Consider the following 22934-nt stretch of genomic DNA (forward strand, 5'->3'; position numbering starts at 1 on the left):
GAGTACACCGGCGTGCCGACCGCGACCGCACCGAGCCCGTCTCCTGCCCCGGAGGCGGCGCCGCCCACCCCTGGCGCTGCGACGGGCAGGCTCCGCCGCCTGGGACAGTGGCTGGCGCTGCCGATCGCCGCCATGCTGACGGCCGGTCTGCTGCTGAGGCTGGGCCAAGACGATCTGCTGGGCCGTTTCGACTCCTGGCACCAGGCGGCGGCCATGCTGTCGGCGGCCGGCGGCGCGGTCTTGGACTACCTCCCCTTGCTGTTCGCCGTCGGCATCGCGCTGGGAACCGCCCGCGGCCGCACCATCGTCGATGCCGCCGGCCCTGTCCTGGCCGCGCTCATCAGCTACCTGGTGATGGCTCGCACGATCCTGGTTTACCACCCCATGGACGCCAACGACGCGACGGCGATGGCCCCCGCCCGCTGGCCCTACGGCGCGCTCACCGGCATCCTCGCCGGCTGCCTCGCCGTCGTCGTCTGGAGAGGAGCCGTCGAACGCCGGCGCTTGCCCGCATTCGCTGGGTACGCCGTCGTTCTGGCAACTGCTCTGGCCTGCGGATGGCTGCTCAGCCTCGCCTACCCGTGGGTGGACCGCGGCCTGACAGGGTTCGCCGAGGCGATCGCCTCCAACGCCGTCGTCGGCGGTGGGCTGTTCGGGGTCATCAACCGAGTCCTGCTCCCCATCGGTCTCCACCACATCCCCAACGCCCTGGTGTGGTTCGTCGCGGGCCGGTGCGAATCGGGGGCCACCGGCGACATTCCGTGCTTCTTCGCACACGACCCACAGGCCGGCGTGTTCATGTCCGGGTTCTTCCCGGTCGCGATCTTCGGGCTGCCCGTCGCAGCGCTCGCCATGTGGCACTCGACACCGCGCGACCGCAGAGACGTCGGATCGCTGCTGCTGTCCGGCGCGCTGCTGTCCGCGGCCTTCGGGATCACCGAGCCCCTGGAACTCAGCTTCGCGTTCACCGCCATGCCCTTGTACCTGGTCCACGCGCTCCTCACTGGGCTGAGCCTGGCGCTCGCCAACGTCCTCGGCGTGCACGCGGGCTTCTTCTTCTCCGCCGGTCTGCTCGACCTCAGCTTCAACTGGTCGATCTCCACGCGTCCTGCCGTGCTGCTCGCGCTCGGAGCCGTCTACGCCGTCATCTACTACGCCCTCTTCCGCTCCGTCATCGCCCGCTTCGACCTCCACACCCCCGGCCGCGCTCCGTCGCCCGGCGCCGCGACCCCCACTCCGCCGTCGCCGGCTGACGACCTGCCGGGACCGGCCACCAATGCACCCGCAGGAAGGACAACGCCGATGTCCCGCGAGGTCATGGCCGCCTGCTACGGGATAGGGAGCATCTTCCCCGTGGTGATCATCGACGGCCGTCACCGGTGGGCAGCCGCCACCTATCCCGGTCTGCCCGCACCACAGCCGGACGACGGCCACGGCATGCTCGTGCTGCGCTGGACGGCGCCGTCCAGCTAGTCCGCGCAAGGCCCTGCGCAGCTTGAAGCCGCCGCCGCCCGCGCACCGCGTACACCTCTCGGCCGGGAAGAAGCCGGCTCCTTCCAGGCCTCGCTTCCCACCGGCCTGCGCCTGATCGCCCTGCCGTCCTCCAAGGTGCTCGGCCCGTGGGCACAGCGCCCCGGCGCCTGCCTCCCGGCCTGACCGACCGGTCCCCTGCCCCGAACCTCAACCTGAAGGCGACCTACGTGCCCCGAAACTCTCCGAAGATCACCGTCATCACCCCGACCCGGCTGATGCCCAACCGCCTGCCCTACCTGGAGCTGCTGCATGTGAGCCTCACCGCCCAGTCCGTGGAATGGGAGCTCGTCCTCGCGCTCGACGGGGCCGCCCCCGCGCGACTGCCCCGCTCGGTCACCCGCGACCGGCGGGTCAAGGTCCTGGAACTGCCCAAGGTCGGCGCCGCCAGCGCCAGGAACCCCGCCCTCACGCTGGCCGAGGGCGACTGGATCCAGTACGCCGACGACGATCTCTTTCCCGCCGACGCCTTCTCCGTCCGCCACACCTACGCCCTCGAGCGAGGCCTGGGGTGGGTCGCAGGCTGGTCGGCCGATCTCTTCGAGGACGGCTCGACCCGGGTCTGGCGCTGCCCCACGCCACCCGGCGTGCACGATCGCGGCGCGGTATGGACGTACTGGCCCACGCCCCAGGCCACGATCCCTCTCGGCCAGACCCAGATGATCGCCCGCCGGGATCTCGTTGAAGCCGCCTGCGGTCATGGCGGACTGCCCCAGGGAGAGGACTTCCTCTACGTCGGCACGCTGACCGCGCTCAGCGCCGGCGCACTGCTGCCCGTGGTGACGTACTTCTACCGCCAGCACGGCGAACAGCTGACCCGCACCCACGACCACGATCGCCTGGAATCGGCGTCCCGACGCTTCGCCTGGCAGGCGGGCCACCAACTGCGCCGCCTCCTGCCGCCGGTGGACGCGACCATGCCCACCGCCGCCTGATCACCGGCCGCCCACCCCACTCCCCAGACGCAGAAGGAACCGAGCATGCTCCACTCCTCCACGGCTCCCCGCCGATCTTCGCGTGCGACGCCGTTGCTCGCCGCGGTCGCCGCGGTCGCCGCAGCGGCTCTCAGCGGCTGCTCCGACAGCGGCACCGATACGCACGCCGAGGCCGTCAGTCCCCCACCCACCACCCCACCCCAAGGCGTGGTGACCCGTGCCGAGGCCGGCCAGATCCTCGACCGATACGAGCAGGCCAACAACAAGGCGAACAAGACCCGCGACGCGACCCTCCTTGCCACCGTGGAAGCCGGCCAGCTCTACGCCCGCAGCAAGGCCGACTACGAGCAGTTCGACACCCTGAGCGCGAAGGAGAAGAAGGAGTTCGCCTCCCCGTTCCACTTCACCCAGCGCGCCTTCTACATCCCGCCCAGCGGCAACTGGTTCGCAGCAACGGCCACCACCACCGGCATTAACCACACGCTCATGATCTTCGAGAAGTCCGCGGACACCGGGACAGCTGGAAGAAGGTCGTCTCCCTGTTCCCCCAGAAGGCGCTGCCGACGCTCAAGACCGACAGTGGCCTGGCCATACCCACCGACCCGGACACCGCGGTCGGCGCCCTGGCACCCGACAAGGTCACCGACGCCGTCGAAGATCTGTTCGCAAGCGGCGGCACCAAGGAGGGCGGCGCCCTCTCCCGCACCGACGGCAACGCCAAGAGCATCCTCAAGACCTACAAGGACCGCGGCGACGCGCTCGGGCCCCAAGCCACCGTGAACTTCTTCCCGATCGCACCGACGCACTCCACGCTCTACACCCTGACGACGTCCTCCGGAGTCCTGGTGATCGCCCCCCTCGCCCACAAGCAAGAGAACCTCGTCAAGAACTCGGGCCTGCAGATCACCCCCGGTAAGACCGAAGCGGTCTACAACAAGACGTCGCGCTCCGTCGTGGTGGACAGCTTCCAGGGCGAGACCGTCGTCCACCTGCCCCACCAGGGCAAGCCCGAGATCCTCGACTACCGCTACTCGATGGTCGACTCCCGCTGACGGGATCACCCCTACCGAGAAGGCCACCATGCACCCGGGCCCGTCACCCACCACCGACATCCACGAGACGCTCATCGTCCTGCCCGGCGGCAGACTCCACGCACAAGGACTCCTGCACACCGGCCAGCCCGACCAGATCGAAGTCCTCGTCGAGCGCGTACGCGGACCGCTGCGCGCCGTCGCCGCACGGCACGGCAGTCCGGTCCGCCTGTCCATCGGGCACCCCAACGGGCATGTCGAGCACCAGAAGATCACCGCGGACGAAACGACTCACCCCGACCAGAACCAGCCCATCGCTGCTCCCGACGTCGACCCGATCTGGAACCAGGGCATCCCCGAGGAATCCGGCCTGCTGGCCACCACCAGGGCAGCCCAGCGCGCCGCACAGTGGCGTGCCGCGCAGCAGTCCGCCCGCCGCGTCACCCAGCACCTCATCACCCAGCACGGGCACGACCACCCGTACGCGGCGATGGGCACCGAACTCCAGGCGCACTTCGCGGCGATGGCCCAGGACCTCACCGCCGCGGCCGCCCTTTTCACCGAGGCCGCCGTCGCCATCCACCGGCTCGGCGGTCCTCAGGAACATAGCCGCCGCAACCTGCACAACGCCGTTAACGCCTGGCTCCACTCCGACTGCGACACCAGCCCCGGCGGATCCGGATTCGCTGCCGCCCACGCGCTGATCCGCATCACCCCCTACGACCACGCCACCCTCGCAGCCCTGCTGCGCCGACTGACCAGGGACCGCGCATGTCGACCCTCACCCCGCCGCGCCCCGCCGTCCAACCTCGCTACCGCAACCACACCGGCCGCGGCCGCGCCCACCCGGCGCGCCCGGTCCGTCAGGCTCCGAGCACGCCGCCCGGCGCCCTGAAGCCGCGCTTCTCGCACGCCGCCGAGACCCCGCCCCGCGTTGCGCTGCTGGCGCCACGTCCCAGTTCCGCTCCGTTCACCGAACCTGTCACCGCCGCGACCGCCATCCCCTTCACACCAGGAGCGCAGGGAAGCGACTGGCTCACCAGCCCTTTCCGCCCACCGGCCACCCGGCCCTGGTCGCCTCTTTCCACTTCTCCCACCCCGATCCCGCTTCAGGAAACCGTCTGATGAGCGCCCCGGCAGCGCAGCCCAACCCCCACAACTCCGCGTACACGCCCCCGCCGTGGACGATGCCTCCCGCGGCCGCGCAGGACGGCACATCCTTCACCCAGCCCACCGCGCACAGCGGTGTACTGTTCTGCCGCATCTGCGGCGCACAGCCGGCCGCCCCGGTCACCGTGCGCGCGCACCAGGGCCTGCTGATGATGATGATGCGTTTCCACAAGATCGACGGACCCTTCTGCCGCGCGTGCGGCACGGCGCTGGTCCGCGAGCTGACCACCAGGACGCTGTGGCAGGGCTGGTGGTCCCCGTTCTCGCTGGTGTTCTTCGGTCCGTTCACCCTGGTGTGGAATCTCGTGGCCAGCCGCAAGCTCGCCGCCCTGCCGACGCCCGGCCCGCCCCTCCTCGGGGCCTCTCGCCTCCAGGAGGGCAAGCCCGTCCTGCGGCGGCCGATGGCGTATGTCGCGATCCTGCCCCTGATCTGGGCGGTGTGGTTCGTCACCGGAATGATCACCCACGCATGAAGGGCCGGACTCCCCGCGCCGCCATCCGCGTCCGGCCTCGGCTGAAGCTGCCGACGCGCCTCGCGCGAAGGCCGGGAGCGCCGCGGCCCGCGCGTGCGAGGCCGGCCGCAGGGGACGACCAGGACAGCAGGACGGGCGGACGCGGGCGATCCGCGCGACCAGGAGTGCGGATGCGCGCGCCGACGACGGTGTACGAGCGGAGGATCAGGGCTGTGACCGAGGCAGTGCCACCCCAGGGCAAGCCGCCCGAGCCGGTTGCCGATCCCGACCTTCCGGAGCGGTCCCGAAGGCTGCTGCGCGAGGCGGAGAGGTATCCCTCCCGCTACAGCGGCGGCCGGAGAAGTCCTTGGTGGGCGGCGGCGCCCGTGATCGCCCGCGCGGGCGTAGTGGCGGCGGGTGCCGCACTGCTGTGGCTGGCTGTCCCGGCGGACCAGCCACGCAAGCCACAGGCCGACGGCGTGCCGGCCGGACTCTCCGAGGCTCTCGACGAGGCGGGGAGAGGCCTGTTCACGGCGCTGCACAGCGGGATCGAGCGGCTGTGGCCGCTCGCGGTCACCGCGCTCACCATCATCGTCTCCCTCAGGGTGATGGAGACGGCCTCCTACAACTCGGCGGTGCAGGAACTGCACGAGGCCCGGGTCCGGTACGTACGGCCTGCGGAGCTGACGGAGGACGCCCGAACGCTCCTGGCCCGCGCCCAACAGGCGAGAAGGACGGTCCTCGGCTCCTCTGTGCACCGCCGCGACCTCGTCGACCGCCAGCGCAACCAGACGGCTCTTCCCCACCAGGAGTGGGAGATCGCCGAGGCTCTACGGGAGTACAGCCGTCTGACGAAGGCGGAGCCGGACATACCCCGCAGCAGTCAGGTCGCCGAGGTGATCGACGTCCGCCGCCAGTCCCTCGCCGCCAGCTTCCGAGGCATCGGTCGCCGGGTCGTCGCCTTGGAGAGATACGCCGACCAAGTCCGCCGCGCCGACGACCGCTTCCAGGAACTGCAGCAGATCCAGCAACTCACCGAGAGCAGCACCGATGTCCTCGAGCTCCTGGCCCGCACCGTTCGCGACGATCTCGCCGTGGCGGAGATCGAGGGCATGAGCGTGCAGGCCGCCGCCGTCGCGGCAGCGTTCACCGCCGCGCTGGAATCCGCGAAGGAGGCGGCGGCCATCGCCCTGCCGGCCATCACCGAGGCCGCCTGAAGGCGCGACAGCAGCACGGCACGGCCACCGTGGGCACAGGCCGGCGGCCGCAGCGTGGCGGCACACGGCGGCCGCCGACGCAGCTCACGGCACGGGGTCGAAGCCTTCGACTTCGTCGACCAGCACCTGTCCAGGAGCCAGATTCTCGTAGGCGCGCTGCACGGCGTCGCGGTGCCGGTCGACGAGGTACTCGCACGACCACCAGATGCCGGAACGCCCGCTGAGCAGAGCGCCGATGGCTTCCAGGTCTCCGTCGCGAACGGCGTGGGACTCCTCGATCTCCAGGGTCTCGGCGTCCCACCGGCCGATCAGGACTACGGACACGGCGTTTCTCCTTTCGAGGGCCGGGCGGCTGAAGCGCCGGCCCGGGGGGATAAGAGGGTCAGAGGGCGACGGACCGGAGGTAGGCGTCGCTCGTGGCCGCCTGGAGGGTGTCGAAGTCGGAGGCGTTGTAGGCCGGGACGTCGGCCAGCCAGCCACTGACGTCATCCGGGTCCTCACCGCCGTAGCACTCGGCGACGACGGCGGCGTACGAGGCGTCGGGCTGGTCCAGAAGCGTCAGGACGGCGTTCACCGCCAGGTTGTTGATGTCGTCCGCGCACTGTTCGCGGATCCGCTCGGCGGCGGCGTCGACACCCGCGTTCACGGCAGCCGAAACGTGCTGCCGCGTGTAGAGCATGCCTTCGTACAGGTCCGACGTGTCAGCGACTTCCTCGCCTCGGTCGGCGGCGGCCTGCGCGGCTGTGATCTCCTCGCGCCGGGCGATCACGTCGGCCCACGGCGCCTGAGCGCTGTCGAGATAGGTCAAGCAGGCGGCGGTGGCCCAGGTGAAGCTTTCGAGAGAACGGCCGGACTCGAAGGAGGCCATCTCCATTCCGGCCTCGATTGCTGCCACGACGTCGGGGTGGGCGAACACGGTCGTGACGACTGCGGTACTCACTTCGGGATTCCTCTGATCAGGTGGTGCGGTGCTGCTGTGGGCAGGGAGCGGCACGGTGACGGACCGACCCCGCCGACGGGGGAAGCTGTGGCTCAGGTCAGCGTGGGCAGCGCGGAGAGAATGAGATCGACGCCGACGCCGGTGACTCCGGCCGTGACCGGCGTCCTCGGTCCGGTCGGGCCGTTCACATCGCGGGGCATCACCCACCCCTGAAGCGGCCCGCCGTCTGAGTCCGTGAACCGGACGAGGCCGTCCGCGTCGGACTCGACGGCGTGGGCGTAGGCGGCCATGACGCGGCGGGCAACGCCGCCGCAGCCGCGATGCGCAGTGGCCCGGACACGGCCCGGCCCGGGGTGCGGAGGGAGGAACGGGGCGAGGAACTGCTCGATGACTCCCAGTCGTCCGGCGAAGCCGACGGTCCCCGTGGGGCGCGTACCGTGCAGAGAGAAGTGCACGGCCGCATCCCCGAGCTGCCAGGCCAGCGCGGTGGTGTGATCGGCCCGCTCGAACTGGGTCGGCGAAGCGCCCAGTTCTCGGAGCCGAGCGGCGACCTCGGCGAGGTAGTGGAGACGGTGCGAACGCCTGGCCGGTGGCGGATCGAGGGCATGGTCGATGCGGGGCAGCAGCGTGCGCAGTGCCGCGCCCGCCACCGCAGCCGGGGTGCTGCCTGCGACGGTGAGCGACACGTCGGCGGTGTCCGGCGTCCCGGTGGCCAGCATGGTGCGGCCACCGTCCGGGGTGAGGAGGAGGTGGCGGGGGCCGTTGCTCAGACGGGCGGCCGGACGGGCAGCGGCAGGGGCCGGTGCGAAGGTCCAGCCGGCGCCGTGGCGCGCGGGGAGCAGCGCGGCCACCTCGGCGGCGAGCGACATGGCGCGCGCCGAATCGGATGTGCGCATGATTCTTCCTGATTACGAGTCGGCGGTCAGCGTGCGGGGGAGCGCCAGGCGGACGGTGTTGCCGCCTTGGTCTGCCCAATCGACGTGTCCGTGCTGCTCGATCTCTGCGGCTGCGGCCCAGAGGTCATCGGCGGTGACCACGATGACGGTCACGGGTGCACTCACGGGATGTTCCTGATTCTCGGTGTGATCGCATACGGCCGAGGGGCGGCGGCACGCCTCGGCCGTATGCAAGTGGTGCTGCGCCTCTACGGCAGCAAAGTAGTCCGCTCGGTGTCAGGCGGACAGGGAGGCGAAGGCGGCTTCGCTCTCTCGGGCAGAAGTGAGACGAGCCTCTGCGGCGGCTTCGTGCTGACGCAGTTGGGCGACTGCCTGCGCGGGAGCCTGTCGCAGCTGGTCCACCCGGCTCTTCCCGGCGATCAGGCGCAGCACCTCCACGTCGATGCAGTCGCGGTAGGCGACTGCGAGAGCCCGGATCACGCTGCTGATCCACGCGGCCGTGGTGGCGGGCACCGGGCGGTCGGGGTCGTCCGCCCGCCGGATGCCGGGGATCGATTCGGGCAGCGCGAGCGAGCATGCTCCGGCGTCGGTGAGGTTCCACGAGCCCCGCAGCTGAATCCCGTTGATCACGGGCTCGCTCTGTCGGCCCGTTCCCTCAGGGAGCAGACCGGCACCGAGCTGGACGCTCACGCCGCCGGGGAGGGCGTCGCGGCTGAAGCGCACCGGTCCGACCATGAAGGCTCCACGCACCCGGGCGCCATGCACCACGTTGTAGAGGATCGTCCCGTCGTGCGGGTTGAGCTGGGTGCGGACCGTGAGGATGCCGGTGGTGCCGGTGGCGGGGTCGAGGTAGTCGACATGCTGGACCGGCGGCACGGCCGGGAGCGCCGGAATGTCGGCCTGGGCGACCGACTCCAGGGCCTGGAGGACGGACCAGTGCTGCGCGATCTGGGCCCGGATGCCGTCCAGCTCGCGCTCCACCGTCTCCCGTGCCGCCTGGCTCGGGGTGTCGGGCTGCTGCTGGGCGTGGCGCGCGGCCGCCCTGACGAGTCCATGCCGGTTGGGTCGGGTGACCCAGTGCGCCACCACGGCGCGCACCACATCGGCCAGCGACCGCGCTGTGCTGCGCGGGACGGATTCCAGCGTTCCGTTCGACCTGACCCACTGACCGCGCGCGTTCAGGTGGGATGCATCGGGCAGCGCGTCGACCGAGAGGGGTCCGCACTCGCCACGCACGCGGGTGCGCCGGATGCGGGGTTCGTCCCGCCGCTCGCGCTGGGGTGTCTCGGGGTGGTCGCCGTAGATGACCCGGACGAGGCAGTCCTCGCTTCCGGGGGCCGTCTCGGGCGCGACGATGAACGTGCCGCGAATCTCGTCACCGGTGACCTGGTAGCGGGCCTGCCCGGTGAACCGGTCGAACGTCCCGACGGCGGGCACGGTGACGTCCTGGCGGAGAACGAGACGCAGCTCGGTAGGTGAGTGGAAGGACAAGAGGTTCTCCTGGATCGGCGTATCCCTCGGGCTGTGTAGGGCCGTAGCCGGAGTGGTGTTCCATCCGCCCGAGTAACTCAAGTCTACCAAAGTAAAACCTATTAAGCAATTATTGAATGGAGTGGCGCCCCATGCGTAGAGCATCGGTAACCCGCCGGGCGGCATCGTCACGACGGTCGGGGGTGCGCCGTCCGGAACCCAGAAAGACGAGGCACCCGTGTCACACGGACCTCGTCTCTCACACCTCTACGGGCGTGTCAGCACCCCTGCCAGCCGCTCGAGACAACGGAGGCGCCAACCGCTGCAGTACGTCTGCCACCCGCTCGATGCCACCACCAGGTGCCACACGCACTCCTTCCGCCCGCTGCACCGACCGACCCGGCGGCGGCATCCGTCCGACCACGCAGAACACCGCTGTCCAACAGAGGACCTGCCTTGGAGACACCATGACCTTCCCGTTCGCGCCCCCCTCTCCCATCCCCACCGCCCCCTCCGTACCTCGGCGCCTCGAACTGCCGTGCCCGGATTCTGCATCCCGGCTCGGGCAGATCACTCACCGCCTCCTGGAGGAGGCCGAGGCGCTCGACGCCAACAGTCCGGCGTCCGTTCTCGCCCGCTGGAGGGCGACCGCCCTGGTCGTCATCCAGTCCCTCTGCCGGCCCGATGATCCGGCATGGCAGATCCTCCGCCCAGGGGCACCGTGGACCATGCCGGGCGCTGCCGACGACGACACGCGCGAGGAGGCGTTCGCCGAGGGATGGGCCATCACCTGCGGTGTGCTGGAGGGCCTGCTCCACACCGTGCCGCTACCGGAGCAGGAGTGGGATCGGCCGGAGCATCACTTCCTCGCCGAGCAGGAGCGGAGCACCGATCGGCCCACGGTGCCGTCGCTGGAACCGACGTCCGGCGTCTACCTCGTGCTGCTGGGGCCCCCGCGGGTGCAGGGCGCGCGAGGCCCAGCCATGGCGAATCGCGTCTCCCGCATGACCGAGCACGCGACCTGGCTCCACCTGAACCCCGGCTCCGACCGACACGCCCTGGACGCAGCCTTGTGGCCCGAGCACATCACCCGCGCCGACCGCCGCAACACCGCCATGAGCCGGCTGCGGGCCTGGCTGGGAGCCGACCACTTCCCGACCTGGACCCACGAGGACGAGTACCTCCTCGCCCAGTCCGTCACCAGCGACTGGAGCCAGTTCCGCACACTCGCCGCCGCAGGCGGGAGCGACAGCTCGCCGACCGGCACGCGCCGCCTGCGCGCGGCCCTGAAGCTCGTCACGGGCCCGCCCTTCGGCGACGCCGTGCGTCCGGGCTGGTACGCGTGGGCCGTCCCCTACATCGAGGAGATGACCGAGGCCATCGTGAGCGCCGCGCGGGACCTGGCCAACCGCTACCTCGCGGCCGGTGATCTGCCGGGCGCGCGGTGGGCGGTCGAGCGCTGCTCCTGGGCACTTCCCGGGGGACTCCAGCAATTCCGGAGCGCGACCGGCTCACTCGCTGCCGGGCGCTCCGAACCTGAAATCCTGCGTCAGTTGGCCGACCAGATGAGGTACGTCCCAGCGCCCCGGCCGCCGGTACACGAGCAGACGCTGCTCGACTAAGTCGGTGAACTGCTCCCCTGCCGGCGTGCCGCCGTGCCCACCGCTCAGCTGGGTGGCACGGCGGCAAATGTAAGGATGATCGACCGTTCACGCCTCTACGGCACCAAGTCGCAAGAACCGGAGATACAGAATGAACCGCAGCGAACTGATCGCCGCACTGGCTGACCGGGCCTCGGTGACCCGCAAGGACGCCGACGCCGTGCTGACCGCGCTCGCCGAGACCGCCGGCGAGATCGTCGCCAAGGGCGACGAGAAGGTCACCATCCCCGGCTTCCTGACCTTCGAGCGCACTCACCGTGCCGCCCGCACCGCGCGCAACCCGCAGACCGGCGACCCGATCAACATCCCGGCCGGCTACAGCGTGAAGGTCTCCGCCGGATCGAAGCTCAAGGAAGCCGCCAAGGGCGCCTGAGCCGCAACCGGAGCTGTCCGGCAAACGCCGTGACGCTCGGCCTACGGTGAGTCCGAGGGCGCGTCTTCAGGCATCAGCCCAGCGGCGCGCAGGGCCGCGGCCAACGTCTCCGCCTCCGTACGGGAACGATCCTTCGGAGGCGGAGACGCCGCCCTGCCGGGCGCGTCGGGGGCGGGCGAGGGCAGTTCCGGCGACTCGGCCATGCCCCGCTCACGCCTGAGCGCGAAGTCGAGCGCGTCCTGCTCGTCCTCGAACGCGTACTTGCCGACGACCTTCTCCAGCGCGCCGAAGAGGCCCGCGCGGCGAGTCATCGTCCGGTACGTCCGCTCCACGCCCAGCAGTTCGCGGATCATCAGGAACTGCTGCTCGTCGCCTCCACACACCTCGCGCAGGGTGGCGATCATCTCCGCCCCGTTGACGGTGAGGGCGCTGTCCAGCGGCGGATCGGGGTAGGGCTCACCGGTCGCGGACCGGTAGATGCCGGGCAACGAGTCCTCGATCTCGTGCTTGACGTACACCCACTCGTGCCGGATGGCCCGCAACTCCTCCATGGTGATCAAGGTCAGGTCGCGGACGTACTGCGGCCCGTTCTCCCGGATCCACGTCTGCGCCTCCAGCAGCCGGCGCAGCCAGTCCTCGCGGGCCTGCTGCAGATAGGCGCCGTGCACCAGGCGGCCCTTGAACGGGTGGAGCCGTCCGTTCATCCGCCGGAAGTCCCGCAACTCCCGGTCGTCGTCGACGTCCAGGGCGTTGCGCAGTTCCAGCAGTGGCAGCATCCACTCCTTCTCCACGTCGTTGCTGATCATCGCCTGCATCGACTTGTCCTCGGAGACCAGGGTGCAGGTCCAGCAGCCGAACCGGCTGTCGCCGCACGACGGCGTCGTGGAGTCGACGACCAGCGGGCACTCGGCGTCGGCGGAGGCTCCCTGGTACATGGTCAGCAAGTCCTTGTTGCTGTGCCCCCACGGGTTGGGGTGCTGCATGAGCAGCTCCCACACGTCGTCGGTGGTGAGGTCCTCGATCGGCGAGTACACCAGGGAGTTGGGCAGTGAGGCGTTGGGACTGAGACGGTCGCGGACTCTGTTCTTCTCGTGGCGGGCCATGTTCCGTGCTCGTGCCCGCGACTCGGCCTTGCGGGTCCCCAGCACCAGGATGACCTCGCCGAACGCGGCCACCATCGCACGGATGAACGCATTAGAAGGTTTAATCTTCAAGCGTTCTGTGCACCATCGAAACTTTGGCCGAGGCGCGGCGTAACCGCGGCCGATCAGGCACACCCAGAACGAGTCCTCGACCGCCGGCGTCAGCCGGTGCGCCTCGATCGGAAGGCCCTGCTCTGCGGCCGCCCGCCGCATCGAGTCCAGCGAGGAGTTCACCCAGGCGGCGACGACCGGGTTCTCGACCCCGGTGTCGGTGCTGATGACGTGCACTACCTTGGTGCGCTCGGCAGGGGGCAGGCCGGCCAGCGCCATCCACACGAGCACGAGGCACAGCGTCGAGTCCTTGCCGCCGCTGTAGCCCACCACCCAGGGCACCTGATCAGCCCGGTACAGATCGCGGATCTCTTCGAGGATGCCGGCGAGCCACTGCCTCATGCTCTGGCCGGCGAACGGCACGGTACGGGTGGGGGAGAGGTCCAGGAGTACTGGAGGACGCATGCGGGGGCCTTCGCACGTAGCCCGGCCAGACCGACGGTGGTCGTCCGTAGGCCGGATGAGAGGTGGTGGCATGGGGCCGGGGCGCGAATGCGCTGCCCCGGCCCGGGGCGGGTCAGGTGTCGTTGTGGAAGCGGCGTACGACGGCGCACACAGCGGCGGCGACCGTGTCCAGGTCATCGGCGTCGGACACGTCGTTGAGGTAGGTGCGGGACTCATCGACAAGGTTCGCCGAGACATACAGGTGGCCGCCTTCGACAGCTAGCGTGTATCCGCCGCCGGGGCTGTCCTGGTGGTCGATCTCAGCAGCGACGCCCCATGGCGACGACGTTGCGGTCCAGCCCTTGCCGAGGAGCCGGGCGGCCGCCTCGCCGATGTCGCCGATGCTCACCCGCGGTGCGGTCGCCGCGGCGGCGCGCAGCACGGCGAGCACCGTCGCCGCATTCCGCGTCCAGGTGACCTTGATGGACGGGGAGGAGATGCGGCCCTTGTCGCTCGCCCACAGGACCGCACTGCCGCCGTCCCAGCGGATGTCGGCCACGCCCGGCCGCGAGCCGTAGGAGATCTTCGCGCCGGTGATCCCGGCGGCCAGGGGAGCGAAGTGGCGGATCGCTGCCTGCGCACAGGCCGTACGCGCCTCCAGCGCGGTGACCAGCGTCTGCCAGGCGGGCAGAATCTGGGAACGGATCTGGTCGGCGACAGCGCCCGGTTCTCCGATGGTCCCGGCTGCCTCGCCGCGGTTGTCCGTCCGCCGGCTCCAGACGAGATCTCCCCGCGCGCGGACGGATACGGTCACGACGGTGTTCGTCCGCACGGGCGAGGCAGTGCGGACATTGAGCTCGATGCCGGGGCCTTTGAGCACCGCGAACGTTGATGAATCGGCACCCGCTGCGCGCCATTCCGGTCCCAGGAGGGCGGCGAGCTGGGCGGCGTATTGAAGGGCGTAGCGGGCGGTGGGCACGGAGAAGCTCCTGAAGGGGTGAGGCGGGGGAACGTGAAGAGGGCGGCTACTGGTCCTGGAACGGGTGCCAGTGCGCCGATGCGCGGTGGGGGAAGACGGCTGCCACGATGGCGGGCCAGTCTGTGTCCAGGTGTTCGCGGGGAGCGGTGGGGCGGGAGGCCCAGTTCTGGCCGCCGGTGTCGTCTGCGAGGAACGCCTCATGTAGACATTCGCCGCATACGCCGTCCACGGGGGCGGGGAAAAGTGGGTCGTCCTCGGCTTCGAGGCCGGGGTGCAGCCGCATGTGACGGGAGGCGGCCTCGAACAGGAGCCGGGGCCAGTTCACGGCCTCCGCCAGGCGCTCCACGATGGCTGCCGCGCCGTCGTGCATCTCGCGGTACGCCTCGGTCGGCATGGACTCGCATTCGCGGGTCAGGCCGTTCCAGCGCTGGTTGCCGAGCGTGTCCTGGACCAGGACACGCTCGGCCGCTTGGTAGTTGGGCATGGGACAGCTCTCGGGATCAGGCGGGTCAGTAGCAGAGTCCGGCGCCGTCGAACCAGGCGAGCTCGGGTACCTGGCTGCCGGGCAGGATGCCCGAGATGACGGGTGTGGGCGCGAACGCGACGTCGGCCAGCCGGACGCCGTCGGTCAGGGGCTTGAGTGCGGTGAGCACGTCACGGAAGTCCTGCCCGATGAGGGGGTGAGGGCTGGGGAGGTTCATCAGGAGCGCGGGGTGCGAGGTGTAGCCCAGCCGCTCGTAGAAGGGGGCCAGTGACGGGGCGTGGACGAGCATGGACAGGGTCCAGCCGAGCTCGCGGTAGCGCTGTTCGGCCCGGCGGATCAGCGCCCGGCCGACTCCGCGCCTGCGGTGGCCCGGGGCGACGGCTACGCCGTGGATCATGGTGATGCGGTGTAGCAGATCCAGCATCAGCGGGAAGTGCTGCAGCCCGGGATGCGCCACGAGCCAGTCCGGCGGGCCGGCCATCAGCGCGCCGACGGCCTTGCCCTGCCGGTCCTCGGCGATGGGGCAGAGGTGGAGCTGATGGGACAGGGGCGGCTCCGGCGGCATACCCAGGATGAGCCGGGCCGGGTGGAACGGGGAGGGGTTCTCGGGGTCGGCGTGACGGATCAGGTCCATGAAGGCCCCCGCGTCGCGCTGGCCCGCATCACGGAGACGGAAAGGGGGACGGGAGCGTCGAGAAGACATGCGGTGTCCTGGTACGTGGCAGAGGACCGGGCGCGGTGCGCGCCGGGAGGAGCCGGGCGCGAACAACCCGGCACCCGATGCCTCCAAGTCTACCGAGGTAAATCCAATTAAGCAATCACGTAGAGAAGGTTGGCCATTCGGTACCGGTCCGTACGTGCCCGCTGCGGACCCACTTGGCCACGCGGTCGGCGAACTCCCCGCGGGAGAACGCCTGCGCGTCACGGACCACGAAGCCCTCGTCCCGCTCGACATCCGTGCCCCGGTCGAAGGCTTCGCACAGGCGCTGTGGCTCGTCAGGGCGCGGCCCGCGGGCGAGAAGCGGGACGGTGGCCAGGCCGAGCGTGTCCGCCCAGACCACCGTCTCGTCCCAGGGGAGGCAAACGTCCCCGTCCCAGACCGAGAAGACCATGAACGGCGGTAGCTCCCGCGCGTAGGTGATCGAGTGCGCGACCGTCAGATCCTCACCACACACCCGAACACCCTGCGGGATCATCGGGCACACCGCCGCGGCGAAGGCCCGCATCCGACTCTGCCACGGCCTGCTGCGCCCCGTAGGAGAGCGCCCGTACATACCTCCCGCATGCAGGGTCGTGTTCGCCCCGTCCATCTTGAGCGTGGTGACGAGCTCGCGGCCCGCCTCCGGCGCGAAGCGGGACCAGTCGCACCAGACGTCGTCGCTCGTAGCCCCCGGCGACCCCGGCAGATGAGGCGTACGGGGGCAGCGCGGCAGACCGGCGTTCACAGTGTGACCTCGACGCTGCCCGACCAGCCGTGCTCGCGTGCCAGGGAGTACAGCAGCGCACGGTGAAAGTCGGGGAGGTCGCCGGTGCGCCACAGTCCGTCGACACGGCCGGCTCCGAGGACCACGACGGGTCCGCGCAGCGGCCTGGCCGGCATCTGCCCGGTCGTACGGCGGACGAAGGCGGTGGCCAGCTCGTTCACCGGCAAGGACGCGTCGCCGTCCGCGCCTGCCCGGCAGATCACGTACAGGCCCCTGCCGTCGGCTGCCGCGTACCGCACGAAGTGCGGCTCGCCGCCCAGGTCGTCCTGCAGCACCGCCTTTCTCAGGGTCCAGGGGCCGGGCACGAAGGTGTTCGTCGTCGTGGAGTCGGCGGCGATGCGAACTCCGGATCGGGTGGCGTTCATGAAGATCTCTCCTTGATGCGGTGGATGGCGCTGTCGGTTGGGGTGGGGCAGTCGGTGCAGGGTCTGGCCGGCCGGGGCCTCACTGCGTGGAACGCAGCCGTTCGTCCCAGCAGCAGACGTCACCGACCCAGCCGCCGGTGTGCCGGTGTGCCGGTGTGCGGTGGCAAGCAAGGCGTCCTCTCCGCAGAACTTGCAGTCCATGATCTCGGCTTCGATGCCGTGATCCGCGAGGGTGACGGCGATCTGTCCGTCCGTGGGATAGCTGTCGAAGGACTCGGCCTCGGTGAGCACGCTGTCGTCACCGAGGCGCACCAGGTCGTACGACCGGCCGACGTCGCCGTTCCAGACCAGTTCGAGGACGGCGTACTGCTCGCCGGACACGGTGAACGGCGTATGGCCGATCTCACGGGTCACGATGCTGCCGGGGCGCGAAGGGTTTCCCATGATGCTGCTACATCTCCTTCTCGGTGGTCGGGGGAGTGGGACCGTGCGAGCCGGCCCAAGGGTTCTTGAGCACGCGGCCACGGGGTGTGAGCGTCCACAACTCGTCCGGCAGCTCGTCCTGCCGAGGGACGGCCTGCGCTGTCGTGCGCTTCCACACGAGCAGACAGGCGCTGGTGTCAGCGTCGGGGAAGTCGGCGGTCGGTCGGTCCGCCAGAGCTACAGCGCGGTTCACGCCGTCGTAGTACGTCCGGCCGTGCTGCGCCTGAGCGCGCTCCTTGAGGGCCCATTCGGGGACGGCCTGGTTCGGCGCGAACTCCATCGGAGCGGGGAGCGCCGTGCGCTGTGCGCGTGAGGGGATGAAGGCGAAGTAGACGGTCATGGGCGTGGATTCATCACAGGATGCGGGGAGTTGAGGAGGCGAGATGTGTAGGCGGTCGGCTCAAAAGAGGCTCTCCTGGCCGGTTGCTTCGAGGATTTCTCCGTGGGAGGCGGAGGGCGCTCGCGTGGACGGTGACGGCTCCAGGGCGCGTCGCGCCTGCTGCTCGTCCGCGTTGGCACGGCGGACCATCACCTCGTGCTCGGCGAGCCCTTCGAGGTCCTCCACCGTGTAGCCGGCCGAGGGCTGTTCCAGATGGGCTCGCAGTCTGACGAGCAGCACGTCCCAGGCCGGGCCGTACGCACCGAGCACCGATACGACCACGCCGGACGGATGCGACGTGTCATGGAGCGCATAGCCCTCCGGCTGGGCGGAGGCGGGCTTGTCCCGCACCTGGTGCGCGGGCAGCCGGTCGATATCGAGGCCGGCCAGGGCCCGCGCGACGGTGTGACTTCGGGTGGCGCGGACCGGAGTCGACGCGGGCGTGCCGGGCGAGCGGCCTGCAGCAGACGAACTGCTTTCCCGTGGTGGCATGAAATCCTCCTGGTGTTGGCGAGAGGCGGGCGGGCGGATACCCGCGCGGGTGTGAGGGGGCCGCTCCGGACTGCGTCTTAGCGGGCCTGTGACGTGTCCGTGCCCGCCGCTGACGAGGTGGAGCCTGGGCAGCCCTCGTGCCGCGCCGTACAGGCGTGGACGCCCAGAATCGTGACGCCCCCCTCTGCCGTGGCCAGGATGGCCAGGGCCTGGACCAGCGCGACTCGGGCCGATGTCTGGTGGGCCCCGCCGAACTGCAGATCGTCGCCATGCTCCGCGATCATGTCGATGAGCTCGGTGCGCATGGCGTCGATGCGCTGCGCCGACATCCTGCTCTGCTCCTGAATGGCAAGGGGGACCAAGGCGCAGAGGAAGGTGGGCAGTCCGCGCCGCAGACGAGGGTTCGGCAGAAGGCTGCGGAACGCGTCGTCGGTCTCTTTACCGACGAGGACGACCCGCCCGAACGGCCCGTGAGACTCAGAGGACATGGACGGCCTCCCCGCCGGCGGCGAGGGCCTGGACGTCCAGGACGTCGAGGACTTCGGCCGCCCGATGGTGATCGATGGTGCCGGGCGTGCACGCCGCGTCGAGAACGCCCGGCGCAAGCTCTCCGAGGAGACGCTCGACGTATTCGCGGCGCGGCGCGCGGCCACCGGGGACTCGCAGCGTGAGCGAGACGTCGTGTACGGCGACGACAACTGCTTTCGCCTGGACGGAGATGATCTGATCGGTCATGGGGTGCTCTGGGGTGTGCGGGGCGCCAGCGTTGCGGCGCCGAAGGTGTTCAGGGCTATCTGCCGCTACACAGAGCGCGGCTGTGGAGAGGCGGGGACCAAGGGCCGTCCGACGACGTGTGAACGGATGGCCTCGCGCGCGGCGGGCCGTCTTCAGGCGGGTAGCGGGGTGCCGTACGGGCGCAGCAGTTGATCGCCGAAGACCCTCTTGAGATCCCACTGCTCCGGGTGCGCACTGTCCGACAAGAGCATGCACAGCACGTGCTCGGGGTCGTTTCCGAGGTCAGGGTGGCCGTAGAGGTGGAACTGCTCGGGGTAGTCGTCGAACACCAGGCCCGCGGCGCGCATCGGCTGCATCAGGGCGGCCAGATCGTCGGCGGTCCGAGGGAGGCGGTTGTTGAGCCAGTCGTGGCCAACCTCGCGGTGCCGCCCTGTGTGGGGAAGGGGAAGCGGCTCGCGGAGGGGGTGAAGGACAGTCCCGTCGGCCGCGCGGAGGCTGTGCACCTCCAGGTCCAGGCCGGTCTCGGTGTCATAGCTGTCGTTGACGTGGAACACCAGATATGCGGCGTCGGGGACTTGGGCGCGCAGCGTGTCGGCGATCAGGAGGGCGAGTCCCTGCGCGTCGTGCTGCTGGTCCCGCTGGGCCTGGCGCCAGTCGGGGCCGTCGACGTAGCCCGGCCTCGGACCGGCGTAGAAGGTGTCGCGCAGACGGCGCAGCGCACGTACGGCCCGGCCGTGGAGCGCGCCGATCTCGGCGGGCGAGGCGTCACAGTACGCGGTGAGGTCGGCGTTCTCATCGAGGAGTCCGAGGGCGGTCAGGACGTCGTCGAGGAGGTACTTCGGTGGGGTCGTGGACATGGTGATGCTGTTCCGTTCGTGGGGTGTCTGTCGAAGACAGAAGTGAGGCGTGACACGGTGTGGCGGCGCCGGTAGACGGCGGTTCAGCGGTGCGTGGCGCACGCATGTCAGGGCGCGGTGCTCCGGGCGTTCAGTTCGTGGAGGAGCGCCGGTGGCGCTGAGCCCGCCGTCCTCGGGAACCGGTGCGCGAGCCCATGCACCCGGCATGCCGGCAGAACCGGCTGGGGTCTGCATCACCGGCCAAAGCCAGCGTCGGCGCCGCCAGTCGCTGGGCAAGTCCGCATCCGGCCCACGGGTCCGGGCCGCTGCGGTAGACGACGGCGCGGTGCAGCTTGCCGCCGGGAGAAGCCAGCGGCTCTCCGACAACCGGGCCGCGTCCGTCGATCAGGTACGCCGAGCTCACTGCCCGATCTCCTCGTTCTCCGCACGAGACTCGCGGATTTCCGCTGCGGCGAGACGTTCATCGGCGCGCTTGGCCATGCGGCGGGCGCTGCAACGGTGGTTGCGCCGCGTCTCGCCGCGACGGCGGGAGAAGGGTCGGTTCTCGTCATGAAACCAGGGTCCGGTCCGGTAGTTGAGTACGGCCAAGGGTGCTCCAGTTCAGAGTGGAGGGGCCTCGCACCAGGAGGCTTCTGGGGAGTCGGCCATCGGTCCCGCGGATGGGGGCCAGGTGAGGTCCCGCGCCGAAGGGCGGGACCGGCGAATGCGCTGACTTGGTGTTGCGCCTCGACCACTGACTACATACTACCGAATGAATTCCAATTAAGAAATACAGTTGCTTGGCTGTTGAGGCGCCCAGGCGGTTACCGTCGAAGCGGTCGGCGATCGGGTGCCGGGCTGCGCCCTCGATGCTCGCCGGTGGTGATGGTCGGCCGGCTGTGAAGGCCTGCGGTGTGGCGCCCGTAGAGCGTCGTGAGGACCGGCCACACTCGCGCCATGACCTCTGCCGCGCCGCGGGTGCTCCCAGCCGCTCACATCGCCCTGAACGTCCTCCTCGTTGCCCGCCCCGCCTGGAGACACGACATCGGGACATCGACATTCTCGGACTGGGCAACCACCGACACCAGCTGGTTCCTCGACCGAGAGGACTTGGACGAGACGGTGTATCCGGCCGTGATCAGCGTGGAGGAAGCGCGGATCGCCATCACCCATACCCGCGCGGTCGGCCGGCACCCGTACTTCGAGCAGGAGGCCGTCGAGACAAATGTCCCTCTCACGGCCCACGGCGTCGAGCACCTGCGGCACCTTCTGCCGGCCATCGAGTCCGCTGGTCTTCCCTCGGTGCCGACGGCCGTCTGAAGATCGGCCCGTGCTCGCTCCACTCCTTCCGGGGGCGTCAGGTCACCTGTGCGCGAAGCAGAGGCCGAGTCCAGACGGGAGAGAACCGCCTCTACTCGGCTTGCTCAGCCCAGCGCCGTCGCCGTACCCATAGCGTCAGCGCCCGCGGTCCCTGGCAGAGCGTAGGTGCCTCCGTTCCGTGGTCGTGCACTGAGGACTTGCTCCTTTCGCACGTCGGCGTGCACCCGCCGAGAAACCGCAGTACACGCGGAGGCGGGTGTGGTGGACTGGCTACGAACGAGGTCAAGGGGGAAGTTCGTGGACCGCTGCATCGTCTTGGTCGACGCCGGATACCTTCTGGGTGCGGCGGCGACGCTGCTCACGGGAGACGCCGCGCGCTCGCGCCTGTCCGTCGACTACGCAGGGCTCATTCACCGTATCCGTGAACGCGCGCAGCTTGAGACCGGCCGACCGCTGCTGCGGATCTACTGGTTCGACGGAGCACCGGACCGGGTGCCCCAGCCCGAGCATCGGCGCCTACGGGTGATGCCCCGGGTCACCGTGCGCCTGGGCATGCTCACCCGCGCCGGCGGTCGGCTTCAGCAAAAGGGGGTGGACGCCGCCATGCACGCTCAGCTGACCGAACTGTCCCGCCTCCGGGCAGCAAGTGACATCGTTCTGATCACGGGTGACGGCGATCTCCTGCCCGGCGTGACCGCGGCCAAGGAGCACGGCGTCGCCATGCACCTGTGGGCGGTGCAGGCCGCCGACGGCGCCTACAACCAGTCCGAGGACCTGGTCGCAGAGGCCGACGAGCGACAGCTCCTGGACCGCGACTGGCTCACCGGAGCCATCACGGCAGCCGAGCCGACTTCCCCCTCGTCTGACGCTCTGGCGAGGCCTGCACCGGAGGTGAGCGCGTCGGCCATGCCCAGCGCCTCGCCGGTGGCCCAACCGACGCCCGTCCGCGTTCCCTCCCCGGGAGACCTCGCTCGATCCGAGCCAGCCGCGGCTCTGCGCTGGTCTTCGGACATCGGCTGGATCGATCCCGACGACGGAATCCCTCTTCTTGAAGCCCTTACAACCCCGCAGCAGGTGTGGGTGGACCGCGAGCAGGACATCTCGGTGAGCGGTGAACCTCACGAGGTGGGCAGTACCTTCGGTACCCGCTGGGCCGAGCGTCTCCCAAACGACCGGGCTGACCAGCTTCTCGCCACACTGCAGCAGGCTCGTCCGCGGATCCCGCGCTGCCTCGGCGGTGAACTTCTTCGGTACGCCGCGAGGTTCGGTACGATCGGCAACGACGTGCTGGACATCAGCGACGACCACAGGGTGCAGTTGCGCGCGGGCTTCTGGAACGGTATCGAGCAGCCGGCGGGGACGTCGCGAACCAGAGTCTCGAGCGGCGCGTCGACCACGTGATCTGCGATGGCCGCGCCCTACTTCGCGGCAGGACGAGCCGGCCGAGGCGTACGCCGTCGAGACCGCCCCTCACTATCGACGGACACCGCGGGGCGTGGGGCTGCCGTCATGTCGCCTCTTCAAGGATTTCCCATACCGCTTCTGACCTGGGGCTGCGTAAGGTTGCCGTCACACGACAGAGCGGGGAGAGGACGGTAACCGGGGTGACGACGGACGAGCACTGGAGTGATCACGCGGCCTGCCCGGACGCCGACCCGGAGGAGCTGTTCGGCGATAGGACGGGCCAGAACAAATCGAAGATGATCTGCTTCGGATGCCCCGTGCGCACGGAATGCCTCGCCCATGCCCTCGACAGCCGTATCGAGCACGGCGTGTGGGGTGGGATGACCGAACGCGAGCGGCGTGCCCTCCTGCGTCGACGCTCCACGGTCACGTCCTGGTGGCGGCTGCTCGATACCGCACGCCAGGAGCACCAAGCCCACACCGGACGTGTTGCTGCCTCTGACGTCCGGCTGCCGGAGGCCAGTTGACGGGACGCCCGGATAGGCGACCTTCGGTACCAACTGGGCAGGCCGGCTGTGCCGCGCCGAGGTGCGGCACAGCCGGCCTGCACCCGGACGCCGCAGTAGATCGTGGCGCCGCGGTGGCGCTACCGGGTCCGGGT

Annotated in this window: 29 protein-coding genes; 11 read left to right on the top strand and 18 right to left on the bottom strand. The window is 70.1% G+C overall.

Going from position 1 to position 22934, the window contains the following annotated elements; genetic code table 11:
- The first annotated feature begins 12 nt into the window (after window positions 1–12).
- Together ACIQMX_RS36945 and ACIQMX_RS36950 are read left to right on the top strand one after the other, a co-directional pair.
- Window positions 13–1473, top strand: a complete 1461-nt coding sequence (locus tag ACIQMX_RS36945) for a PTS transporter subunit EIIC (RefSeq protein ID WP_402484720.1) — start codon at window positions 13–15, stop codon at window positions 1471–1473.
- 146 nt (window positions 1474–1619) lie between these two features.
- Window positions 1620–2465 carry a glycosyltransferase family 2 protein gene (locus tag ACIQMX_RS36950; protein WP_402484723.1) on the top strand — a complete coding sequence of 282 codons (846 nt, stop codon included), beginning with the start codon at window positions 1620–1622 and terminating at the stop codon, window positions 2463–2465.
- 419 nt (window positions 2466–2884) lie between these two features.
- Here the strand turns inward: ACIQMX_RS36950 and ACIQMX_RS36955 are convergent, their stop codons facing one another.
- Window positions 2885–3235: a hypothetical protein gene (locus tag ACIQMX_RS36955; protein WP_402484726.1), complete on the bottom strand. Its 351-nt coding sequence runs from the start codon at window positions 3233–3235 to the stop codon at window positions 2885–2887.
- A 6-nt stretch (window positions 3236–3241) separates the two neighbouring features.
- Here ACIQMX_RS36955 and ACIQMX_RS36960 point away from each other — a divergent pair, with 6 nt between their 5' ends.
- From ACIQMX_RS36960 to ACIQMX_RS36975, 4 genes are all read left to right on the top strand, one after another.
- Entirely contained in the window at window positions 3242–3517 is a 276-nt protein-coding gene (locus ACIQMX_RS36960) for a hypothetical protein (RefSeq protein WP_402484728.1), read from the top strand.
- A 28-nt stretch (window positions 3518–3545) separates the two neighbouring features.
- Window positions 3546–4391, top strand: a complete 846-nt coding sequence (locus tag ACIQMX_RS36965; RefSeq protein WP_402484732.1) for a hypothetical protein — start codon at window positions 3546–3548, stop codon at window positions 4389–4391.
- Window positions 4392–4620: 229 nt separating this feature from the next.
- Window positions 4621–5139, top strand: coding sequence for a hypothetical protein (locus ACIQMX_RS36970; protein ID WP_402484735.1), 519 nt, complete (start codon window positions 4621–4623; stop codon window positions 5137–5139).
- A gap of 212 nt (window positions 5140–5351) precedes the next feature.
- Complete coding sequence (locus ACIQMX_RS36975) at window positions 5352–6335, top strand: hypothetical protein (protein WP_402484738.1); 984 nt, start codon at window positions 5352–5354, stop codon at window positions 6333–6335.
- An 84-nt stretch (window positions 6336–6419) separates the two neighbouring features.
- On the opposite strand, the gene ACIQMX_RS36980 is transcribed toward ACIQMX_RS36975, so the two are convergent.
- The 5 genes from ACIQMX_RS36980 to ACIQMX_RS37000 all read right to left on the bottom strand — a co-directional run bounded on the left by ACIQMX_RS36980 (window position 6420) and on the right by ACIQMX_RS37000 (window position 9662).
- Window positions 6420–6659, bottom strand: coding sequence for a hypothetical protein (locus tag ACIQMX_RS36980; RefSeq protein WP_402484741.1), 240 nt, complete (start codon window positions 6657–6659; stop codon window positions 6420–6422).
- Between the two features lie 58 nt (window positions 6660–6717).
- On the bottom strand, window positions 6718–7275 hold the full coding sequence (locus ACIQMX_RS36985; protein WP_402484744.1) for a hypothetical protein: 558 nt from the start codon (window positions 7273–7275) through the stop codon (window positions 6718–6720).
- Between the two features lie 92 nt (window positions 7276–7367).
- Window positions 7368–8171: a hypothetical protein gene (locus ACIQMX_RS36990; protein WP_402484747.1), complete on the bottom strand. Its 804-nt coding sequence runs from the start codon at window positions 8169–8171 to the stop codon at window positions 7368–7370.
- Between the two features lie 12 nt (window positions 8172–8183).
- On the bottom strand, window positions 8184–8336 hold the full coding sequence (locus ACIQMX_RS36995) for a hypothetical protein (protein WP_402484750.1): 153 nt from the start codon (window positions 8334–8336) through the stop codon (window positions 8184–8186).
- Window positions 8337–8447: 111 nt separating this feature from the next.
- Window positions 8448–9662, bottom strand: coding sequence for a hypothetical protein (locus tag ACIQMX_RS37000; protein WP_402484751.1), 1215 nt, complete (start codon window positions 9660–9662; stop codon window positions 8448–8450).
- A 446-nt stretch (window positions 9663–10108) separates the two neighbouring features.
- Here ACIQMX_RS37000 and ACIQMX_RS37005 point away from each other — a divergent pair, with 446 nt between their 5' ends.
- Together ACIQMX_RS37005 and ACIQMX_RS37010 are read left to right on the top strand one after the other, a co-directional pair.
- Window positions 10109–11263 (top strand): hypothetical protein, encoded by a 1155-nt coding sequence (locus tag ACIQMX_RS37005; protein ID WP_402484754.1) that lies wholly within the window; start codon window positions 10109–10111, stop codon window positions 11261–11263.
- Between the two features lie 130 nt (window positions 11264–11393).
- Window positions 11394–11675 (top strand): HU family DNA-binding protein, encoded by a 282-nt coding sequence (locus tag ACIQMX_RS37010; protein ID WP_402484757.1) that lies wholly within the window; start codon window positions 11394–11396, stop codon window positions 11673–11675.
- Between the two features lie 41 nt (window positions 11676–11716).
- Here the strand turns inward: ACIQMX_RS37010 and dndC are convergent, their stop codons facing one another.
- The 12 genes from dndC to ACIQMX_RS37070 form a co-directional block, all read right to left on the bottom strand.
- Window positions 11717–13333 carry a DNA phosphorothioation system sulfurtransferase DndC gene (dndC, locus tag ACIQMX_RS37015; RefSeq protein WP_402484760.1) on the bottom strand — a complete coding sequence of 539 codons (1617 nt, stop codon included), beginning with the start codon at window positions 13331–13333 and terminating at the stop codon, window positions 11717–11719.
- Between the two features lie 112 nt (window positions 13334–13445).
- Window positions 13446–14291 (bottom strand): hypothetical protein, encoded by an 846-nt coding sequence (locus tag ACIQMX_RS37020; RefSeq protein WP_402484763.1) that lies wholly within the window; start codon window positions 14289–14291, stop codon window positions 13446–13448.
- 46 nt (window positions 14292–14337) lie between these two features.
- Window positions 14338–14775 carry a hypothetical protein gene (locus ACIQMX_RS37025; protein WP_402484765.1) on the bottom strand — a complete coding sequence of 146 codons (438 nt, stop codon included), beginning with the start codon at window positions 14773–14775 and terminating at the stop codon, window positions 14338–14340.
- Between the two features lie 25 nt (window positions 14776–14800).
- The gene (locus tag ACIQMX_RS37030; protein ID WP_402484768.1) at window positions 14801–15409 is read right to left on the bottom strand and encodes a GNAT family N-acetyltransferase; all 609 of its coding nucleotides are present in this window, start codon (window positions 15407–15409) and stop codon (window positions 14801–14803) included.
- 184 nt (window positions 15410–15593) lie between these two features.
- On the bottom strand, window positions 15594–16220 hold the full coding sequence (locus ACIQMX_RS37035; RefSeq protein WP_402484771.1) for an RNA ligase family protein: 627 nt from the start codon (window positions 16218–16220) through the stop codon (window positions 15594–15596).
- The gene (locus ACIQMX_RS37040; RefSeq protein ID WP_402484774.1) at window positions 16217–17068 is read right to left on the bottom strand and encodes a hypothetical protein; all 852 of its coding nucleotides are present in this window, start codon (window positions 17066–17068) and stop codon (window positions 16217–16219) included. The genes ACIQMX_RS37035 and ACIQMX_RS37040 overlap by 4 nt, the downstream gene beginning before the upstream one ends.
- A gap of 7 nt (window positions 17069–17075) precedes the next feature.
- Window positions 17076–17447 carry a hypothetical protein gene (locus ACIQMX_RS37045; protein ID WP_402484776.1) on the bottom strand — a complete coding sequence of 124 codons (372 nt, stop codon included), beginning with the start codon at window positions 17445–17447 and terminating at the stop codon, window positions 17076–17078.
- 60 nt (window positions 17448–17507) lie between these two features.
- Window positions 17508–17978 carry a hypothetical protein gene (locus ACIQMX_RS37050; RefSeq protein ID WP_402484779.1) on the bottom strand — a complete coding sequence of 157 codons (471 nt, stop codon included), beginning with the start codon at window positions 17976–17978 and terminating at the stop codon, window positions 17508–17510.
- A gap of 77 nt (window positions 17979–18055) precedes the next feature.
- The gene (locus ACIQMX_RS37055) at window positions 18056–18466 is read right to left on the bottom strand and encodes a hypothetical protein (protein WP_402484781.1); all 411 of its coding nucleotides are present in this window, start codon (window positions 18464–18466) and stop codon (window positions 18056–18058) included.
- Window positions 18456–18713, bottom strand: a complete 258-nt coding sequence (locus ACIQMX_RS37060; protein ID WP_402484783.1) for a hypothetical protein — start codon at window positions 18711–18713, stop codon at window positions 18456–18458. Before ACIQMX_RS37060 ends, ACIQMX_RS37055 begins: the two co-directional genes overlap by 11 nt.
- A gap of 152 nt (window positions 18714–18865) precedes the next feature.
- Window positions 18866–19570 (bottom strand): hypothetical protein, encoded by a 705-nt coding sequence (locus ACIQMX_RS37065; protein ID WP_402484786.1) that lies wholly within the window; start codon window positions 19568–19570, stop codon window positions 18866–18868.
- A gap of 399 nt (window positions 19571–19969) precedes the next feature.
- Window positions 19970–20158, bottom strand: coding sequence for a hypothetical protein (locus ACIQMX_RS37070; RefSeq protein WP_402484789.1), 189 nt, complete (start codon window positions 20156–20158; stop codon window positions 19970–19972).
- Window positions 20159–20506: 348 nt separating this feature from the next.
- On the opposite strand from ACIQMX_RS37070, the gene ACIQMX_RS37075 reads away from it, so the two are divergent.
- The 3 genes from ACIQMX_RS37075 (at window position 20507) to ACIQMX_RS37085 (ending at window position 22800) form a co-directional block, all read left to right on the top strand.
- Complete coding sequence (locus ACIQMX_RS37075; RefSeq protein WP_402484792.1) at window positions 20507–20869, top strand: hypothetical protein; 363 nt, start codon at window positions 20507–20509, stop codon at window positions 20867–20869.
- Between the two features lie 297 nt (window positions 20870–21166).
- Window positions 21167–22270: an NYN domain-containing protein gene (locus tag ACIQMX_RS37080; protein WP_402484794.1), complete on the top strand. Its 1104-nt coding sequence runs from the start codon at window positions 21167–21169 to the stop codon at window positions 22268–22270.
- Between the two features lie 203 nt (window positions 22271–22473).
- Entirely contained in the window at window positions 22474–22800 is a 327-nt protein-coding gene (locus tag ACIQMX_RS37085; protein ID WP_402484796.1) for a WhiB family transcriptional regulator, read from the top strand.
- Window positions 22801–22934: the final 134 nt, after the last annotated feature.

This window comes from Streptomyces sp. NPDC091416, assembly GCF_044756845.1.
Taxonomy (GTDB): domain Bacteria; phylum Actinomycetota; class Actinomycetes; order Streptomycetales; family Streptomycetaceae; genus Streptomyces.

Bases quoted from the DNA above. Each gene is read 5' to 3' on its own strand.
- ACIQMX_RS37045 (WP_402484776.1), bottom strand. From the start codon at position 17,447: ATGACCGTCTACTTCGCCTTCATCCCCTCACGCGCACAGCGCACGGCG.
- ACIQMX_RS36970 (WP_402484735.1), top strand. From the start codon at position 4,621: ATGAGCGCCCCGGCAGCGCAGCCCAACCCCCACAACTCCGCGTACACG.
- ACIQMX_RS37055 (WP_402484781.1), bottom strand. From the start codon at position 18,466: ATGTCCTCTGAGTCTCACGGGCCGTTCGGGCGGGTCGTCCTCGTCGGT.
- ACIQMX_RS37025 (WP_402484765.1), bottom strand. From the start codon at position 14,775: ATGCCCAACTACCAAGCGGCCGAGCGTGTCCTGGTCCAGGACACGCTC.
- ACIQMX_RS37040 (WP_402484774.1), bottom strand. From the start codon at position 17,068: ATGGGAAACCCTTCGCGCCCCGGCAGCATCGTGACCCGTGAGATCGGC.
- ACIQMX_RS36990 (WP_402484747.1), bottom strand. From the start codon at position 8,171: ATGCGCACATCCGATTCGGCGCGCGCCATGTCGCTCGCCGCCGAGGTG.
- ACIQMX_RS37065 (WP_402484786.1), bottom strand. From the start codon at position 19,570: ATGTCCACGACCCCACCGAAGTACCTCCTCGACGACGTCCTGACCGCC.
- ACIQMX_RS37010 (WP_402484757.1), top strand. From the start codon at position 11,394: ATGAACCGCAGCGAACTGATCGCCGCACTGGCTGACCGGGCCTCGGTG.
- dndC (WP_402484760.1), bottom strand. From the start codon at position 13,333: ATGCGTCCTCCAGTACTCCTGGACCTCTCCCCCACCCGTACCGTGCCG.
- ACIQMX_RS37075 (WP_402484792.1), top strand. From the start codon at position 20,507: ATGACCTCTGCCGCGCCGCGGGTGCTCCCAGCCGCTCACATCGCCCTG.
- ACIQMX_RS37050 (WP_402484779.1), bottom strand. From the start codon at position 17,978: ATGCCACCACGGGAAAGCAGTTCGTCTGCTGCAGGCCGCTCGCCCGGC.
- ACIQMX_RS37030 (WP_402484768.1), bottom strand. From the start codon at position 15,409: ATGGACCTGATCCGTCACGCCGACCCCGAGAACCCCTCCCCGTTCCAC.
- ACIQMX_RS37005 (WP_402484754.1), top strand. From the start codon at position 10,109: ATGACCTTCCCGTTCGCGCCCCCCTCTCCCATCCCCACCGCCCCCTCC.
- ACIQMX_RS37060 (WP_402484783.1), bottom strand. From the start codon at position 18,713: ATGACCGATCAGATCATCTCCGTCCAGGCGAAAGCAGTTGTCGTCGCC.
- ACIQMX_RS36965 (WP_402484732.1), top strand. From the start codon at position 3,546: ATGCACCCGGGCCCGTCACCCACCACCGACATCCACGAGACGCTCATC.